The sequence below is a fragment of the Micromonospora sp. WMMD754 genome (genome assembly GCF_049315235.1).
GTDB classification, from domain to species: domain Bacteria; phylum Actinomycetota; class Actinomycetes; order Mycobacteriales; family Micromonosporaceae; genus Micromonospora; species Micromonospora sediminicola.
Genome location: NZ_CP186058.1, coordinates 4700339 through 4715572, shown reverse-complemented (window position 1 = coordinate 4715572; position 15234 = coordinate 4700339). Strand labels below are relative to the sequence as shown.

Genomic DNA, 15234 nt, shown 5'->3' with positions numbered 1-15234 from the left:
CCGCGACGATGGGGACGGCGGAAGGAGGGCGGTCGTGTTCGCGCAGATGCTGCTCACGAAGCTGGCCGAGGAGTTGCTGAAGCTGCTCGTCGAGTGGCTGGCCCCGAAGGTGCTGCGATCGGTGCCGCACCTGGCCCCGCCGGACTGCCCGCGCTGCGGCGGGTACGGCGTGGCCCGGTGGGCGCCCCGGTGGGCGACGACGGTGTTCGTGCTCTCCGTGCTCACCTTCGCGTGGGGGTTCACCGCGACGGTGCTGGGCCTGCCGGTGGTCGTCCTCGTCGCGGCGGTCGGGGTGCGTACCGCGTGGCACGGGGACCTGGTGGCGGCGCTGCCCGGCCTGCTCGCGCCGCTGGGCCTGGTGGGGTCGGGCGCGGTGACGGTCGCCGGCGCCGCCGGGATGGCCTGGTACCACAGCTTCCCGCCCCGGCTGTGCCGGCGCTGTCACGGGCGGTGGCCCCGCCGGGACCGGGCGGAGTATCTGCGGATGGTGCGGTCGGTGGTGTTCGCCTGTCGGTGCGGCCAGCGGCTGCGCGCGCCGGGCACCCCGGCCGGCGTCCGGGTGCGCTGCCCCCGCTGCGGCACGGAGCGGCTGGCGCCGACCGTCGGCTGAGGCGAGCGGCGGGACCCTGCCTAGGCTGGGGGCGTGGAGTTGCCTCGCGATCTGCCACTGTTCGAGCGGACGGCGGTGCGGCTGGTGGTGCTCGACGCCGCCGACCGGCTGCTGCTGTTCCACACCCGCGACCCGGAGCACCCCGATCTGGGGGTCTGGTGGGAGCTGCCCGGCGGCGGGCTGGACCCGGGCGAGACGTACCGGGAGGCGGCGGTGCGCGAGCTGCGCGAGGAGACCGGCATCGTGGTCGCGCCGGGCGAGATCGGCGCGCCCACCTGGCGGCGGCGGGCCAGTTTCCGGCACCGGCAGCGGCGGCACCTGCAGGACGAGGTGGTGGTGCCGGTGCGGCTGCCCGGGCCCGGGCCGGACGTGGACGGGGCGCAGCGGATGGACTACGAGGTGGAGGACTACTTCGGGTTCCGGTGGTGGCCGGTGGCCGAGGTGCTCGCCGACCGGCCGCGCTGTTATCCGGGCCGGCTGCCCGAGCTGCTGGCGCCGTTCCTCGCCGGCGAGGAGATCGACGAGCCGTTCGAACTCTGGTCCTGAGCGGACGTGCCGGTGGGCCGGTCAGCGGGCAGAGTGGGGCGGGTGAACCCTCTCGACGCACCCCTGGCCCGCTACGCCGAGCGGCTGCACGGCGCCGCCGGTGACACCCACCACGTCGCCTCCCCGCTGGGCGCCTGGCTGCTGCTGGCGCTGACCGGCCCGGCCGCCACCGGCGAGGCCCGGGCGGTGCTGGCCGACGCGCTCGGCGTCGACCCGGACGACGCCGCCGCGTCGGCCCGGGCGCTGCTCGCCGCGCCGCACCCGATGGTCGCCGCGGCCACCGCGCTCTGGGAACGCACGCCCGTCGACGAGTTGGCCGAGTGGCGCGCCGGCCTGCCCGACCACACCGAGCGCGGCGCGCTGCCCGACCAGGCCGCGTTGGACGCCTGGGCCCGGGAGCGCACCGGCGGGCTGGTCGAGCGCTTCCCGGTCGACGTCACCCCGGAGACCGTGCTGATCCTGGCCAACGCGCTGGCCACCCGGGTGTCCTGGGCCGACCCGTTCGAGGTGGCGCCGGCGGCGGAGCTGGGCGCGGGCAGCGCCTGGGCGGGCCGGCTGCGGCAGGTGCTGCGCACGCCGCCGTTCGGGCACCGCTGCTGGGTCTCGACCACCGCACGGGCCGGCGACGTGGCGGTGCACGTGGCCCCGGCACGCGCCGGCGACGACGGCGCCGGGATGCTGGTGGTGTCCGTGGCCGCCGCGCCGCAGGTGCCGGCCGCCGACGTGCTCGCCGCCGCCCGGGAGCTGGCCGTGGCCGCCGCCACCGTGCCGGACGGTCCGGTGCCGGGGCGCCGGTCGCTGTTCGACCTGCCGCTGGGCGAGACCCCGCTGTGGCGCCTGCGCGAGGAGCCGACCCGGACGTTCGCCCCGGACGGCCGGGAGGAGCGCGCCACCGCCGTGCTGCCCTGCTGGTCGGCGCGCAGCCGGCACGACCTCACGCCGGCCGGTTTCGGGTTCGACGCGGCGGCGCGGGCGCTGGGTGGGCTGCTCGGGTTGGCCGAGCCGCCGTTCGAGGCGGCACAGTCGACGGTGGCCCGGTTCGGCCGCTACGGCTTCGAGGCGGCCGCGGTGACCGCGTTCGGGATGGCGACCGGGCTGCCGCCGGAGGGTGTCGCCCGGGTGGCCGACCTGCGTTTCGCCCATCCGTACGCGGTGGTCGCGGTCGCCACCGACGAGGCCGGCGGGCCGTGGCACGCCCTCCCGGTCTACTCCGCCTGGGTCACCGACCCGGACGACCTGCCCGCCGACGAGGCGGACTAGCGGGTCCGGGTGCTAGGTGCGCGGGCCCAGGAACAGGCCGCCGGTGGCGTCGATGACCTGACCGGTCACCCACCGCGCGGCGGCGGAGGCGAGGAACGCGACCACGTCGGCGACGTCGTCGGGCTCGCCCAGCCGGTCGAGCGCGGTCATTCCGGTGATCAGCTCGGTGAGGCCCGGCGTCTCGAAGACCGGGCCGTTGGTCGCGGTCCGGGTGGCGCCGGGCGCGACCGCGTTCACCGTGATGCCCCGGGCGCCGAGCTGGTTGGCCAGGGTCAGGGTCATCGTCTCGATCGCGCCCTTGGTCATGGCGAACGACGTCTGGGTGGCGTTCGCCATCCGGGTCGCCGCGGACGAGATCGTGATGATCCGGCCGCCGTCGCTCAGGAGGGGCAACGCCCGTTCGACGATGAAGTAGGGCGCCCGGACGTTGACCGCGAAGAGATGGTCGAAGGCCGCCCGGGTGGTGGCGCCGAGCGGGCCGGCGGGTGGCGCCGCCGCGTTGTTGACGAGGATGTCGAGCGGTCGACCGGCCAAGCGGGCGCCGACGCCGGCGAACAGCGTCTCGACGTCTCCGTCCACGCCCAGTTCCGCGCCGACGGCGTACGCGGTGCCACCGGCCCGCACGATCCGCTCGACCGTCGCGGCCGCGCCGGCCTCGTCGGTGCCGAAGTGCGCGACGACCACCGCTCCCCGCGCGGCCAGTCGGACGGCGATCGCCTGCCCGATCCCGCGCGACGCGCCGGTCACCAGGGCTGTCCTGCCGGTCAGATCGCTCATGACGTGAGTCGCTCCCTAAATGTTAGTGACTAACAGGCTGTTAGTGTCTATCACATGACTGGGCGGCGGACCACCCTCCGGGAGCAGCGACGGGCCGAGACGCAGCGCCTGATCCAGGCACACGCGGTGCGACTGTTCGCCGCGCGCGGGTACGACGACACGACCGTGAACGACGTCGCCGAGGCCGCCGGCGTGTCCGCGATGACGGTGTACCGGCACTTCCCCACCAAGGAGGACCTCGTCCTGGCCGACCGCAACGGCCCGCTGGTCGCCGAGCGGATCGCCGCGACGCCGGCCGGGCAGCCCCTCGTCCGCCGCATCGGCAACGCCCTGGTGGAGTCGGCCCGGTCGCTGACCGACGGCGACGACCGCTTCCTCCTCGCCCGCCTACGCCTGATGATCGCGACGCCGGCTCTGCGCGCCCGGCACCTGGACAACCACTACGTGCTGCAACAGGCCATCGTGGACGGGCTCGGCGAGGAGGCCGCCGACCCGGACTCGGCGTTCCGCGCCGCCGCCGCGGCGAGCGCCTGCCTGGCCGTCATGCACACCGCGCTGGTGCGGTGGGCGGAGGAGGACGGCCGCGCCGACCTACCCGACCTGATCGCGACGGCACTGGCCGCCGCCTTCACCCTCCCCGACCCCGCCCGGCCCGACCCCCGGTGACCAAGGAGGTCGCGTCACCGGGACGGTCCGGGACCGACGCGAACTCCTTGATCACCGGCGCGGGGCCGGTCAACCCGGGGCGGGGCCGGAGGGCTGGTCGGGTGGAGCCGGTGCGCGCCGCCGACGGTCCCGCGACCGGCGGCGCACACCGGGTCCGGACCCGCGGGCGGCGCGGGTGGTCGGCGAACCGGCCGCGACGGAGAACCCGGGCCGGACCACACCTCGCGGGGTTGGACCGGCGCCCGGGACGTCACCTGGGAAGCAGAATAGGACTCGATTTCTCGACGGAAAGAGCATCGATCCGGGTCGAGCCGAAGGGGCGAGGGCCGGTGGACCGGGGGCGGAGGAGTTCGTCCGATCGTCCGTCTAGCGACCGGACCATTGACGGCGTAAGCGCCTACTCGCGAGTAATTTTCCGGTGAAAATACTCTGTGGCCGTGGAATCTTCGCCTCACGGCCTTCGTGCAGTGGCTCGACCCGGGTCGCGGGGAGCCTGCTCATACATCGTACGGCGGGCGCGGAATGGGGTCCACCATCGCGTCGAAGCCCCGGGGCAGCTGCGCGACGAGGTCCTGGAACTCGCCCACCGTGACCGTCTCCCGCAGCGTCGCGAGCACCGCGCGCGTGCCCACCTCGGCAACCGCCGGGTCCACCGCCGACCGCTCGGCGACCCGGTACAGGAACTCCACCGCCGCGCCGGTCGCGTCGGTCCCCTCGGGCGCCGCGAGATAGCCGCCGACGTCGTCCGGCAGCTGCGCGGCCAGGTCACCGGCCTCGTCGGCGGTGATCCGCTCGCCGAGGGTCTGCAGCACCGCCCGGGAGATCGTCGCGGCCTGGTCCGTGGACAACTCGGCCCGACGCGCCACCGCTTCGACGAACAGGGGAAACCGCACGCCACCCTCCCCCCTCGCGCCGCCGCCACGACCCCGTGCCGCCCCGCCGGCCCCGCCGACTACCCGGCACCCACCCCACCAAACGACCCCGCCCCGCCCCGCGATCTTGCACTGTGTGCCCCGACAAACGGGACCGATACCGCGTCTCGCGGGCACCAAGTGCAAGATCGCCGAAGCGGGGGCGGGGGTCAGCCGCCGATGGGGGCGCCGCGCCACTGCCAGGCGTGGCGGCGGGGGCGGGTGGGCAGCTCCTGGCGGCCCGTGCACCAGCGCAGCGCGGTCCACGGGTCGGTGTCGGCCAGGCCGGGCGCCACCTCCGGGAAGAGCCGCGCGACCACCCGCGCGCAGACCGGGCGCGGCGGGTCGAGCGCGACGCCGAGTCCGGCCGCCACATCCTCGCCGTGCAGGAGCACCTCGGCCACGCCCATCGCGGCGAAACCGGCCGGATCGGCCTGCCCGCTGGGGTGGAACGCGCGCACGCCGGCCGGTGTCCCCCGCACGGCGAACGCGAGCAGCCCGGCCGCGCAGGTGACGCACTCGACCAGCTCGTCCGGCCCGGCGTCGGCCTCCACCACGGCGGCGAGGCGCACGTAGCGGTCGACGGGGCGGGAGACCACCTGGGCCGCGTACGACAGCAACGTGTCGGCCAGGTGCTCGACGGCCTGCCGGCAGGTCCACTCCAGCCCGCCGGCCGGGCGGGACCAGTCCGCGCCGGTCACCGACCCGAGCGTCGCCGCCACGGCGGCCGAGGCACGGTCGAGGTCGTCGGCCGTGACCGTCATCGCGCCCTCCCCAGGTCCGTTCACCGCCCCATCCTGCCCGAGTCGTGCCCACACCGCCGCCCCGCCGGAACCCGGTCGTGCCGCCCCGCGCCGGTGGGTAGCATCCGCGCCATGGCTCCCGTCACCCACCCCGGCGCCTGCCCCCTGGACTGTCCCGACACCTGCGTCTGGCAGCTCACGGTGTCCGAAGGCCGGGCGGTCGCGCTGCGCGGCGACCGCGAGCACCCGTTCACCCGGGGCGCGCTCTGCGGCAAGGTCAACCGCTACCTCGACGCGGTCAACGGCCCGGACCGGCTCACCACTCCGTGGGTCCGCACCGGACCGAAGGGGGTCGGGCGGGTGGCGTACCGGCCGGCGAGCTGGGACGAGGCGCTCCAGCGGGTGGCCGCCGGCCTGCGGGCGAGCATCGAACGCCACGGCCCGGAGTCGGTGCTGCCCTACTACTTCGCCGGCACTATGGGTCTGGTGCAGGGCTGGAGCATGGGGCCGCGGCTGTTCGCGTACCTGGGCGCGTCCCGGTTGGACACCACCATCTGCACTGCCGCGGCGCGGGCGGCGCTGCGCTCGCTGCACGGCGGCTCGGTGGGTTTCGAGCCGGAGACGATCGTCGAGGCGAAGCTGATCCTGCTCTGGGGCGCCAACCCGCTCGCCACCAACCTGCACCAGTGGCCGTTCGTGCAGCAGGCCCGCGAGCGCGGCGCGTACGTGGTGACGATCGACCCGCTGCGGACCGACACGGCGGCGCGCAGCGACGAGCACGTGGCGCCGCTGCCGGGCACCGACGCGGCGCTCGCGCTCGGGCTGATGCGGCACGTCCGGGACGTCGGCGCGGCCGACGAGGCGTGGCTGGCCGCGCACACCGTCGGCTGGCCCGAGCTGTCCGCCCGGCTCGACGAGTGGCCGGTGGACCGCGCCGCCGCCGAGTGCGGCCTGCCGGTCGAGGTGGTACGCCGCCTCGGTGACCGCGTCGCCACCAGCCGCCCCACCGCCGTGCGCGTCGGGCTCGGCCTGCAGCGGCACCACGGCGCCGGGCAGGCGATCCGGGCGATCTGCGCGCTGCCGCTGGTCACCGGTGACTTCCGCCACCCCGGCGGCGGTTCCCTGGTGACCACCAGCGGGCACCACCCGATCGACGACGAGCGGGTGATCCGGCCCGCCGGCATGCCGGCGCCACCGGCCCGGTCGCTGAACATGAGCCGGCTGGCGGCCGTGCTGACCGGGGAGGCCGACCCGCCGGTGACCTCGCTGGTGGTGTTCGACGCCAACCCGGCGGCCACCGCGCCGGACCAGACCCGGCTGCTCGCCGGCCTGCGCCGCGCCGACCTGTTCACCGTGGTGCTGGAGCAGCGGTGGACCGACACCTGCGACCACGCCGACGTGGTGCTGCCGGCCACCATGCAGCCGGAGCACCTGGACCTGCACACCTCCTACGGGCACCACTACACGACGCTGAACCTGCCGGTCACCCGCGCGCCCGGGGAGGCGCTGCCGAACACCGAGATCTTCCGGCGGATCGCCGCGGCGCTGGGCATCGACCACCCGGCGTTCCGGGACACCGACGAGGACCTGGCCCGACAGCTGCTGGCCGACACCCCGATCGGGTTCGAGGAGTTGCGCGAGCGCACGTACGCCCGGCTCACCGGCGTGCCGGTCGGCTCCGCGCCGTTCGCCGACGGCGGTTTCCCCACCCCGGACGGGCGAGCCCGGTTGCACGACCCGGCGCTGGCCCGGCTCGGCGTGGACCCGCTGCCCGGCTTCACGCCGCCGGCCGAGGCCGCCGACGTCGAGCTGGCCCGTAGGTTCCCGCTGGTGCTGCTCGCCCCCGCCGGCCGGTACCTGATGAACTCGACGTTCGCCTCACTGCCCTGGCACGCGCGCCGGACCGGGCCGCCGAAGGTGCACCTGCACCCGAGCGACGCGGCGGCGCGCGGGCTGACCGACGGCGACGCGGTGCGGGTGCGCAACGACCGGGGCGCGTTCCTCGCGGCGGTCGCCGTGGACGAGGCGACCCGGCCGGGGGTGGCGTTCACCTACAAGGCGTACTGGGCGCGGCTGAGCCCGGGCCGGGCCACGGTCAACGCGGTCACCGCGGTCCGCGACACCGACCTGGGCGAGGCGCCGACGTTCCACGACTGCCGGGTCGAGGTCGAGCCGGTGCCGGCCGACCTGCTGACCACCGAGTCACCCGCCGACCAGGCCACCGAGCCGCCCGCCGAGGCAGCCGTCGATCGGGCCGCCGAGCCGGCGTCGGCCGGTTGAGCCGGGACTTCCGGCCCGGTCGTCGGGGTCCGTGCGCCCCTGCTCCCCCGTCCCGCGCGCCCGTAGCGTCGGCGGTGGACACAGGGAGGTCGCCATGCGTACGTGGCAGGTGCAGGACGTGATGACCACCGACGTGGCGTCGGTACGGGAGGGCACGGCCTACCGGGAGATCGTCGACGTGCTGACCGGGCGGCACGTGACGGCGGTCCCGGTGGTGGACGGCGCCCGCCGGGTGCTCGGGGTGGTCTCCGAGGCGGACCTGATGTACAAGGTGGAGCTGCTGGGGCAGCCGCGCGAGCGGCGCATCCTGCCCGACCGGCACCGCCGGGAGGCCCGGGCGAAGGCGGAGGCCACGCTGGCGGCGGACCTGATGACCGCTCCCCCGGTCACCGTGGCGCCGGACGCCACGCTGGTCGAGGCGGCCCGGGTGATGGACGCCCGTGACGTGAAGCGGCTGCCGGTGGTCGACGACCTGGGCCGGCTGGTCGGCATCGTGACCCGCGGCGACCTGCTCAAGGTGCACCTGCGCCCGGACGCGGACATCCGACGGGACGTGGTCGAGGAGGTGCTGCGGCGCACGCTCGGCGTCCGCGACGGCGTGGTGGACGTGAGCGTGCACGGCGGCGTGGTGACGCTCACCGGCCAGCTGGAGCGCTGGTCCACGGTGCACCTGGCGCTGCGACTGGCCCGGCAGGTCAGCGGCGTGGTCGAGGTGGTCGACGCGCTCGACTTCGCGATCGACGACGCGCCGATGTCGGCGCTGCGGCTCGGTGGCGGCACCCCGGCCGGCATCGCCTGAGCCCGACCCGGCCTGCCCGTCGACACCCCGGCCGGCATCGCCCCGGGCCCGGCCCGACCGGCGGCGGCACCCGGCCGGGGTGCCGCCGCAAAACGGCCGTTCAGCCGTCGGCCAGGGCGTCCAGCACCAGCGCGGCGGTCCAGCTGAACGCGGGCGAGCCGAGACCGGCGCCGGTGTCCGGGTGGAAGTACTCGTGACAGCCGGCGGTGTCGACCAGGTCGAGCAGGGACTCGCGCAGCCCGGCGGCCAGGTCGGCCCGGCGGTGCGTGCGCAGCGCCTGCCAGAGCAGCCAGCCGGTGTTCACCCAGCTCGGGCCGCGCCAGTAGCGCAACGGTTCGAAGTCGGGCGCGGTGCGGTCGTAGGTGGGCAGCGGCCGGTCCATCCGGGCGGCCAGCCCGAACCGGGGCGAGCACGCCTCGGCGAGCACCGCGCGTACCTGCGGTTCCGGCAGGTCGGGCAGGGCCAGCGGCATCAGCCCGAGCACGGTGCGGGCCGCCACGAGCCGGTCGGTGCGCACGTCGCGCGGGCGGAACGTGCCGGTGAGCGGGTCCCAGAGCCGGGCGACCAGGGCCTCGGTGATCCGGGCGGCCCGGTCCCGGTGCGGTCCGGGGTCGGCGCCGACGACCGTCGCGATCCGGGCCAGCGCGTACTCGGAGACGCCGAGCGCGGCGTTGACCAGCGGGCACTCCACCAGGAACGGGTGTCGGCCGAGCAGTCCCTCGTCGCGGTAGCGGCCGGCCCGGTAGGAGTCGACGAGCGCGACGTAGCGCGCGTAGTCCAGGTCCGTAGGGCGTTGCGTCGCGGCGGCGTGCGCGGTGTCGTGCCGGCGGTACGCGCGCATCACCGCCTCGTCGGCGGGCACCGCGGCCAGCGGGGCGTCCCAGGCGGGACTGTTGTCCAGGCCGGACTCCCACGGGTGCACGATGGCGGCCAGCCCGCCGCCGCCGACGTCGCGCCGCCCGGTCAGGTAGCGCTGCTGCGCGACCAGTCGGGGATAGAGCCGGCGCAGCGCGGCCACCGACGCCTCGGACGGGGCGCGGCGGTGCACCAGCCAGGCGGCCGGGGCGTGCACCGGTGGCTGGACGATGCCGGAGGTGGCCGCCGCCGGGGCGCCGTCGGCGCGGGCCGAGTCCCAGAACTCCGGCCCGGGGAAGTACGCGCCGACGCGCAGCGCGGGGTTGAACACGATGTGCGGCACCCGCCCGTCGACCCACTGCGCGGCGAACAGCGTCCGCAGCTCCCGCCAGGCCCGGTCCGGGCGTACGTGGGCCAGCCCGATCGCGATGAACGCCGAGTCCCAGCTCCACTGGTGCGGGTAGAGCGTGCGCGAGGGCACCGTGTGGTCGTGTTCCCAGTTGGCGTCGAGGGTGGCCAGCGCGAGGCGGCGCAGCCGGGCGTCGCGTTCCGCGCCGGCGCGTACCCCGGCCGCGAGGCTGCCGGTCATGCGGCGGCCCGCCGGGGACGGGCCGGACGCAGCACGGTCGCGGCCTGGCGCAGCGCGGCGACCGGCTCCCCGCGCAGCCGACACTCCAGCGCCAGCCAACCGGGATAGCCGAGGTCGTCGAGCGTGGCCAGCAGCGCGTCCCAGTCCAGGTGCCCGGCGCCGGGCTGGTGCCGGTTGGAGTCGCTGACCTGCACGTGCCCCAGGTAGGGCGCGGCGGCGCGCAGCGCCACGAGGGGATCGTCCTCCTCGATGTTCATGTGGTAGGTGTCCGCCACCACCCGCACGCCGGGCGACCCGACCGCGCGGCACAGCTCGACCGCCTGGTCGAGGCGGTTGACCATGTGGTCCTCGTACCGGTTGAGCGGTTCGAGGAACAGGGTGACGCCCTCGGCCCGGGCGTGCTCGGCAAGCTCGCCCAGGGCGTCGACGAGGACCTGCCGGTCGCGCTCGGGCGACCGGGGCGGCTCGAACGGGGGCAGCCGGCGGGAGAACATGCCCCAGGCGGCCGGGGTCATCGCGCCGATACCGCCCAGCTCGGCGATGACGGAGAGCTGGGAGCGCAGGTTGCGCACCGCGTCCCGGGAGCGTGCCGGGTCGAAGTCGCCGATGAAGTGGTCCATCTCGACGCAGACGGTCGGGGTGACGACGCCGGCGGCGCGGGCCCGCCGCAGCTCCGGCAGCCGCCGGGCCAGGGCGAGGTCACCCCGCCCGCGCAGTTCGATGCCCTGGTAGCCGAGGGACACGGCGAGGGCGTACTTCTCGGTCAGGTCGGCGCCGGGGAGCAGCTGCTCCTGGCAGGCCAGGGGGATGTCCATTCAGAACCTCAGCACCACTTGGAGGACGTCACCGTCACCGCGGTCGAGCAACGCCAGGGCGTCGGCCACCGCGCCCGCGTCGACGACGTGGCTCACCAGCGGCAGCGGGTCGACGCTGCCCTCCGCCACCAGGTCCATGAACGTGTGCGCGATCCGGGTTCCGGACCACCGGCCGGCCGTGCCGGGTGCCGGGTCCGGCCCGGAGACCTGGGCGGCCACCAGCTGGATCCGGTTGTGGTGGAACTCCTCGCCGAGTTCCAGCCCGTGGGCGTACCCCTGGTAGAAGCCGGCGGCGACGACGCGGCCGGCGTGCGCGGTGGCCCGGATCGCCTCGTGCAGCGCCGGGTAGGAGCCGGACAGTTCCAGGCAGACGTCGGCGCCCCGGCCGTCGGTCTCCGCGCGCAGCGCGGCGGCGGCCGAGTCGGCGCCGGCGTCGACGACCCGGCGGGCGCCGAGCCGGGTGGCGTGGGCGAGCCGTCCGGGCACCCGGTCGACGGCGACCACCCGCGCGCCGGACAGCATGGCGAGCCGGGTGCCGAGCAGCCCGATCACGCCCTGCCCGAACACGCCGACCCAGTCGCCGAGGTGCAGGTCGCCGGCGAGCACGGCGGTCAGCGCGATGGCGCCGGGGCGGGCGAAGACGGCGGTGAGCGGGTCGAGGCCGGGGGCGAGCGGGTGCGCCGCGGCGGCGGGGAGCACCGCTTCGGCGCGGTGTCCCCAGATGCCCCAGACGAGTTGGCCGACCCGGCGGTCGGCGACGTCGGGGGCGACCTCGACGATCTCGCCGACCTCCTCGTAACCGAAGCCCACGACCGGGTACGCGGGCGTGGCCTGTCGGGGCACGAACATCCGGACGGTGGCGTCCCAGTCCTTGCGGAGACGGGGGTTGCTGCCCCGGTAGAGGGTCAGCTCGGTGCCGGCCGAGATGCCGGAGTAGCAGGTGCGGACGCGGACCTGGCCCGGGCCGAGCCGGTCCGGGGGGCAGGGCTCCAGGCGTACGCGCCGGGGCCCGGCCAGAGAGACAACCCAGTTGCCCATGGCGTCGCTCCGAGGGAAGTGCCGGCCTCGATTCTAACCGAAAAAATGGGCATATGTGATTAGATCGATGAATCGGTGGGTATTGATGCCACGCCGTGCTCTTTCGAGAGGAGTGCCACCGATGTCATCACCCTCAACACGGCTGCTCGCTTCGAGCCTGATCCTGGCACTGGCCGGGACCGGCGCGACCGCCTGCAGCGACGACGGGCAGAAATCCGACAGTTCCCAGATCACCGTGTGGAGCCTGGAGGACGTGGCGGACCGGGTCAACGCCACCAAGGCGATCATCGCCGACTACACCGCCAAGACCGGCGTCAAGGTCAACCTTGTCACCGTCAACGAGGACCAGTTCCCGTCCCTGATCGCGTCCAGCGCCGCCGCCGGCGACCTGCCCGACGTGGTCGGCTCGGTCTCGCTCGCCGGCGTACGGACCCTCGCCGGCAACGAGCTGCTGGAGCCCGACGCCAACGGCGCCGTCGTCGACGCCCTCGGCCGGGACACCTTCTCCCCCCGCGCGCTGGAACTGACCAGCGACGACGGCCGGCAGCTCGCCGTGCCCAGCGACGGGTGGGGTCAGCTGCTGGTCTACCGCAAGGACCTGTTCGACGCCGCCGGCCTGCCGGCCCCCGACACGTACGAGAAGATCGCCGCCGCGGCGGCGAAGCTGAACACCGGCGGCGTCGCCGGCATCACCGCGGCCACCGCCCCCGGCGACGTGTTCACCCAGCAGACCTTCGAGCACCTCGCGCTGGCCAACGGCTGCCAGCTCACCGACGACGCCGGGAAGGTCACGCTGGACTCGCCGGAGTGCGTGGAGGCGTTCCGCTTCTACGGCGACCTGATGCGGAACAACTCGGTCAAGGGCGCCCAGGACGTCGACACCACCCGGGCCACCTACTTCGCCGGCAAGGCGGCCATGCTGATCTGGTCGCCGTTCATCCTGGACGAGCTGGCCGGCCTGCGCAACGACGCCCGGCCCACCTGCCCGCAGTGCCAGTCCGACCCGGCCTGGCTGGCGAAGAACAGCGGATTCGTCACCGCGATCAAGGGCCCGAACGGCACCGAACCGGCCCAGTACGGCGAGGTCAGCTCCTGGGCGGTGCTCGACGGCGCCGCCGACCCGGCGAAGTCCTTCGTGGAGTACATGCTCTCCGACGGCTACCCGCGCTGGTTCGGCATGTCCCCGGAGGGGCGCTTCCCGGTGCGGACCGGCACCCAGGAGGACAAGCAGAAGTTCCGCACCGCCTGGAACACCAGCCCGGCCGGCGTGGACACCAAGAAGCCGCTCTCCGACATCTACAGCGACGACGTGCTCGCCACCCTGCGGGAGAGCACGGAGGAGTTCCAGCGCTGGGGCCTGACCCAGGGCCAGGGCAAGCTGGTCGGCGCCATCCTCGGTGAGCTGCCGGTGCCCAAGGCGCTCGCCGACGTGGTCGGCGGCAAGTCCGACGCCCGGGGCGCGGCGGACCGGGCCAAGAAGGACGTGGACGCCATCGCCAAGGGTGTCAATTGACCACGACCGCGCCGGAGGCCGGCCGCTCCCCCACCCCGGAGCGGCCTCGCCGACCCGGCCGCCGGCCGCTGACCCTGCGCCGCCGCGAGTCCCGCGCCGGGCTCGCGCTGGTCGCGCCGACACTGCTCGTCGTCCTCGCGGTGATCGGCATCCCGATCGTCTGGACCGTGGTGCTGGCCTTCCAACGGGTACGCCTGGCGACGCTGCGCAAGACCGGTCTCTTCGGCGAGTTCACGCTGGACAACATCGACCGGGTGCTGCACACGCCCGGATTCGCCGACACGCTCTGGACCACGGTGCTCTACAGCGTCGGCGGCACCGTCGGGTCGATCGTGGTCGGCCTGGTGGCGGCGCTGGCCGTCCGCGGGCCGTTCCGCGGTCGCACGCTGGTGCGTGCGTCGATGCTGCTGCCGTACGTGGCGCCGGTGGTCGCCATGACGTTCGTCTGGCAGGTGATGCTCGACCCGCAGCTCGGCATCGTCAACGACTGGGGCCGGCGGTTCCTCGGCTGGGACCAGCCGGTGCCGTTCCTGTCCCAGGAGTCCACCGCGCTGTGGACCGTGATCGCGTTCGAAGCGTGGCGCTACTTCCCGTTCGCGTTCCTGTTCCTGCTGGCCCGGCTCCAGGCCGTACCGGGCGAGCTGGAGGAGGCCGCCCGGGTCGACGGGGCGACACCGACCCAGCGGTTCCGGCACATCCTGCTGCCGCAGCTGATGCCGGTGATCGCGCTGATCGGCGTGCTGCGGTTCATCATGACGTTCAACAAGTTCGACGACGTCTACCTGCTCACCGGCGGCTCGGCCGGCACCGAGGTGGTCAGCGTCCGGGTCTACCAGTTCCTCACCGCCCGCACCGACATCGGCGCGGCCGCCGCCCAGGCGGTCGTGCTGGCCGTGGTGCTGCTCGTTTTCGTGGCCATCTACCTGCGCTTCTTCGGCGCGAAACGGGAGGCGTGATGGATCGCGACCGGATCGAGACGATCAGCCTGCGCTGGCTGCGCCGGCTGGTGATCGCCGGCTTCCTGGTGGTCACCCTGCTGCCGTTCTGGTACATGCTCGTGCTCTCGGTACGCCCGATCGAACGCCTGCTGCTCGACCCCGGCTCGCTCTGGGTGCCGTTCGGCGAGCTGACCGTCGCCACATACGCGGAGGTGCTGCGGTCCGTCGAGAGCGGCGGCCAGGGGTTCCTCACCTTCATCCGCAACAGCGGGCTGGTGGCGCTGGCCGCCACCGCGCTCACCCTGATCGTGGCCATCCCCGGCGCGTACGCGGTCTCCCGGCTGCGGTTCTTCGGCCGGCGGCAGGTCAGCGCGCTGTTCCTGGCGGTCTACCTGTTCCCGTCCATCGTCATCGCGATCCCGCTGTTCGTGGTCTTCAGTCGGGCCGGGCTGCGCGGATCGCTGTTCGGGCTGGTGCTGGTCTACATCTCACAGACCCTGCCGGTGTCGGTCTACATGCTCAAGAACTACTTCGAGACCATCCCGGTCAGCCTGGAGGAGTCCGCGGCGATCGACGGCGCCGGCCGGCTCGGCATCATCCGCCGGGTCAGCTTGCCGCTCGCCGCGCCGTCGGTGATGGCGGTCGCCCTGTACGACTTCATGATCGCCTGGAACGAGTTCCTGTTCGCGCTGCTGTTCCTGGTCGACCGGCCGGACCGGTGGACCGTCTCGCTCGGGCTGTCCCTGCTCGCCGACGGCGTCGAGGTGCCCAAGACCGTACTGATGGCCGGCTCGGTCATCCTCACCCTGCCGATCGTGGTGCTGTTCTTCGCCGGCGAGCGGCTGCTCACCGAGGGACTCACCAGCGGGGCGGAGAAGGGCTGACCGCGGCATG

The 15234-nt window shown here is 74.6% G+C and carries 15 protein-coding genes; 9 read left to right on the top strand and 6 right to left on the bottom strand.

What is annotated here, in order from left to right; all coding sequences use genetic code 11:
* Positions 1-34: 34 nt before the first annotated feature.
* The 3 genes from ACN27B_RS22750 to ACN27B_RS22740 are packed head-to-tail and all read left to right on the top strand — an operon-like array spanning position 35 to position 2416.
* Positions 35-610 carry a hypothetical protein gene (locus ACN27B_RS22750; protein ID WP_099161329.1) on the top strand — a complete coding sequence of 192 codons (576 nt, stop codon included), beginning with the start codon at positions 35-37 and terminating at the stop codon, positions 608-610.
* A gap of 33 nt (positions 611-643) precedes the next feature.
* Positions 644-1156, top strand: a complete 513-nt coding sequence (locus ACN27B_RS22745; protein WP_099161330.1) for an NUDIX hydrolase — start codon at positions 644-646, stop codon at positions 1154-1156.
* 42 nt (positions 1157-1198) lie between these two features.
* Entirely contained in the window at positions 1199-2416 is a 1218-nt protein-coding gene (locus tag ACN27B_RS22740; RefSeq protein WP_422741487.1) for a hypothetical protein, read from the top strand.
* A gap of 12 nt (positions 2417-2428) precedes the next feature.
* Here the strand turns inward: ACN27B_RS22740 and ACN27B_RS22735 are convergent, their stop codons facing one another.
* Positions 2429-3193 (bottom strand): SDR family NAD(P)-dependent oxidoreductase, encoded by a 765-nt coding sequence (locus ACN27B_RS22735; RefSeq protein WP_099161332.1) that lies wholly within the window; start codon positions 3191-3193, stop codon positions 2429-2431.
* A 54-nt stretch (positions 3194-3247) separates the two neighbouring features.
* Between ACN27B_RS22735 and ACN27B_RS22730 the strand changes: the two genes are divergently transcribed.
* Positions 3248-3859 carry a TetR/AcrR family transcriptional regulator gene (locus tag ACN27B_RS22730; RefSeq protein WP_422741486.1) on the top strand — a complete coding sequence of 204 codons (612 nt, stop codon included), beginning with the start codon at positions 3248-3250 and terminating at the stop codon, positions 3857-3859.
* Between the two features lie 497 nt (positions 3860-4356).
* Here ACN27B_RS22730 and ACN27B_RS22725 read toward each other — a convergent pair whose 3' ends face one another.
* Entirely contained in the window at positions 4357-4752 is a 396-nt protein-coding gene (locus ACN27B_RS22725; protein WP_422741485.1) for a DUF2267 domain-containing protein, read from the bottom strand.
* 188 nt (positions 4753-4940) lie between these two features.
* Entirely contained in the window at positions 4941-5534 is a 594-nt protein-coding gene (locus ACN27B_RS22720) for a maleylpyruvate isomerase N-terminal domain-containing protein (RefSeq protein ID WP_422741484.1), read from the bottom strand.
* Between the two features lie 111 nt (positions 5535-5645).
* Between ACN27B_RS22720 and ACN27B_RS22715 the strand changes: the two genes are divergently transcribed.
* Together ACN27B_RS22715 and ACN27B_RS22710 are read left to right on the top strand one after the other, a co-directional pair.
* A complete protein-coding gene (locus ACN27B_RS22715) occupies positions 5646-7793 on the top strand; it encodes a molybdopterin-containing oxidoreductase family protein (RefSeq protein ID WP_422741483.1) in 2148 nt (715 codons plus the stop codon).
* Between the two features lie 94 nt (positions 7794-7887).
* Positions 7888-8592 (top strand): CBS domain-containing protein, encoded by a 705-nt coding sequence (locus ACN27B_RS22710; RefSeq protein ID WP_422741482.1) that lies wholly within the window; start codon positions 7888-7890, stop codon positions 8590-8592.
* A gap of 100 nt (positions 8593-8692) precedes the next feature.
* On the opposite strand, the gene ACN27B_RS22705 is transcribed toward ACN27B_RS22710, so the two are convergent.
* From ACN27B_RS22705 to ACN27B_RS22695, 3 genes are read right to left on the bottom strand one after another with little or no spacing between them, the layout of a single operon-like run.
* A complete protein-coding gene (locus tag ACN27B_RS22705; protein WP_099161337.1) occupies positions 8693-10036 on the bottom strand; it encodes an MGH1-like glycoside hydrolase domain-containing protein in 1344 nt (447 codons plus the stop codon).
* Positions 10033-10851 carry a sugar phosphate isomerase/epimerase family protein gene (locus ACN27B_RS22700; protein WP_099161338.1) on the bottom strand — a complete coding sequence of 273 codons (819 nt, stop codon included), beginning with the start codon at positions 10849-10851 and terminating at the stop codon, positions 10033-10035. The genes ACN27B_RS22705 and ACN27B_RS22700 overlap by 4 nt, the downstream gene beginning before the upstream one ends.
* Entirely contained in the window at positions 10852-11889 is a 1038-nt protein-coding gene (locus tag ACN27B_RS22695; RefSeq protein ID WP_422741481.1) for a zinc-binding dehydrogenase, read from the bottom strand.
* Between the two features lie 121 nt (positions 11890-12010).
* Here ACN27B_RS22695 and ACN27B_RS22690 point away from each other — a divergent pair, with 121 nt between their 5' ends.
* From ACN27B_RS22690 to ACN27B_RS22680, 3 genes are read left to right on the top strand one after another with little or no spacing between them, the layout of a single operon-like run.
* Positions 12011-13402: an ABC transporter substrate-binding protein gene (locus ACN27B_RS22690; RefSeq protein ID WP_422741480.1), complete on the top strand. Its 1392-nt coding sequence runs from the start codon at positions 12011-12013 to the stop codon at positions 13400-13402.
* Complete coding sequence (locus ACN27B_RS22685; protein WP_099161341.1) at positions 13399-14358, top strand: carbohydrate ABC transporter permease; 960 nt, start codon at positions 13399-13401, stop codon at positions 14356-14358. Before ACN27B_RS22690 ends, ACN27B_RS22685 begins: the two co-directional genes overlap by 4 nt.
* Positions 14358-15224 (top strand): carbohydrate ABC transporter permease, encoded by an 867-nt coding sequence (locus ACN27B_RS22680; RefSeq protein WP_099161342.1) that lies wholly within the window; start codon positions 14358-14360, stop codon positions 15222-15224. Before ACN27B_RS22685 ends, ACN27B_RS22680 begins: the two co-directional genes overlap by 1 nt.
* Positions 15225-15234: the final 10 nt, after the last annotated feature.

Bases quoted from the DNA above. Each gene is read 5' to 3' on its own strand.
- ACN27B_RS22735 (WP_099161332.1), bottom strand. From the start codon at position 3,193: ATGAGCGATCTGACCGGCAGGACAGCCCTGGTGACCGGCGCGTCGCGC.
- ACN27B_RS22730 (WP_422741486.1), top strand. From the start codon at position 3,248: ATGACTGGGCGGCGGACCACCCTCCGGGAGCAGCGACGGGCCGAGACG.
- ACN27B_RS22720 (WP_422741484.1), bottom strand. From the start codon at position 5,534: ATGACGGTCACGGCCGACGACCTCGACCGTGCCTCGGCCGCCGTGGCG.
- ACN27B_RS22715 (WP_422741483.1), top strand. From the start codon at position 5,646: ATGGCTCCCGTCACCCACCCCGGCGCCTGCCCCCTGGACTGTCCCGAC.
- ACN27B_RS22710 (WP_422741482.1), top strand. From the start codon at position 7,888: ATGCGTACGTGGCAGGTGCAGGACGTGATGACCACCGACGTGGCGTCG.
- ACN27B_RS22705 (WP_099161337.1), bottom strand. From the start codon at position 10,036: ATGACCGGCAGCCTCGCGGCCGGGGTACGCGCCGGCGCGGAACGCGAC.
- ACN27B_RS22700 (WP_099161338.1), bottom strand. From the start codon at position 10,851: ATGGACATCCCCCTGGCCTGCCAGGAGCAGCTGCTCCCCGGCGCCGAC.
- ACN27B_RS22695 (WP_422741481.1), bottom strand. From the start codon at position 11,889: ATGGGCAACTGGGTTGTCTCTCTGGCCGGGCCCCGGCGCGTACGCCTG.
- ACN27B_RS22690 (WP_422741480.1), top strand. From the start codon at position 12,011: ATGTCATCACCCTCAACACGGCTGCTCGCTTCGAGCCTGATCCTGGCA.
- ACN27B_RS22680 (WP_099161342.1), top strand. From the start codon at position 14,358: ATGGATCGCGACCGGATCGAGACGATCAGCCTGCGCTGGCTGCGCCGG.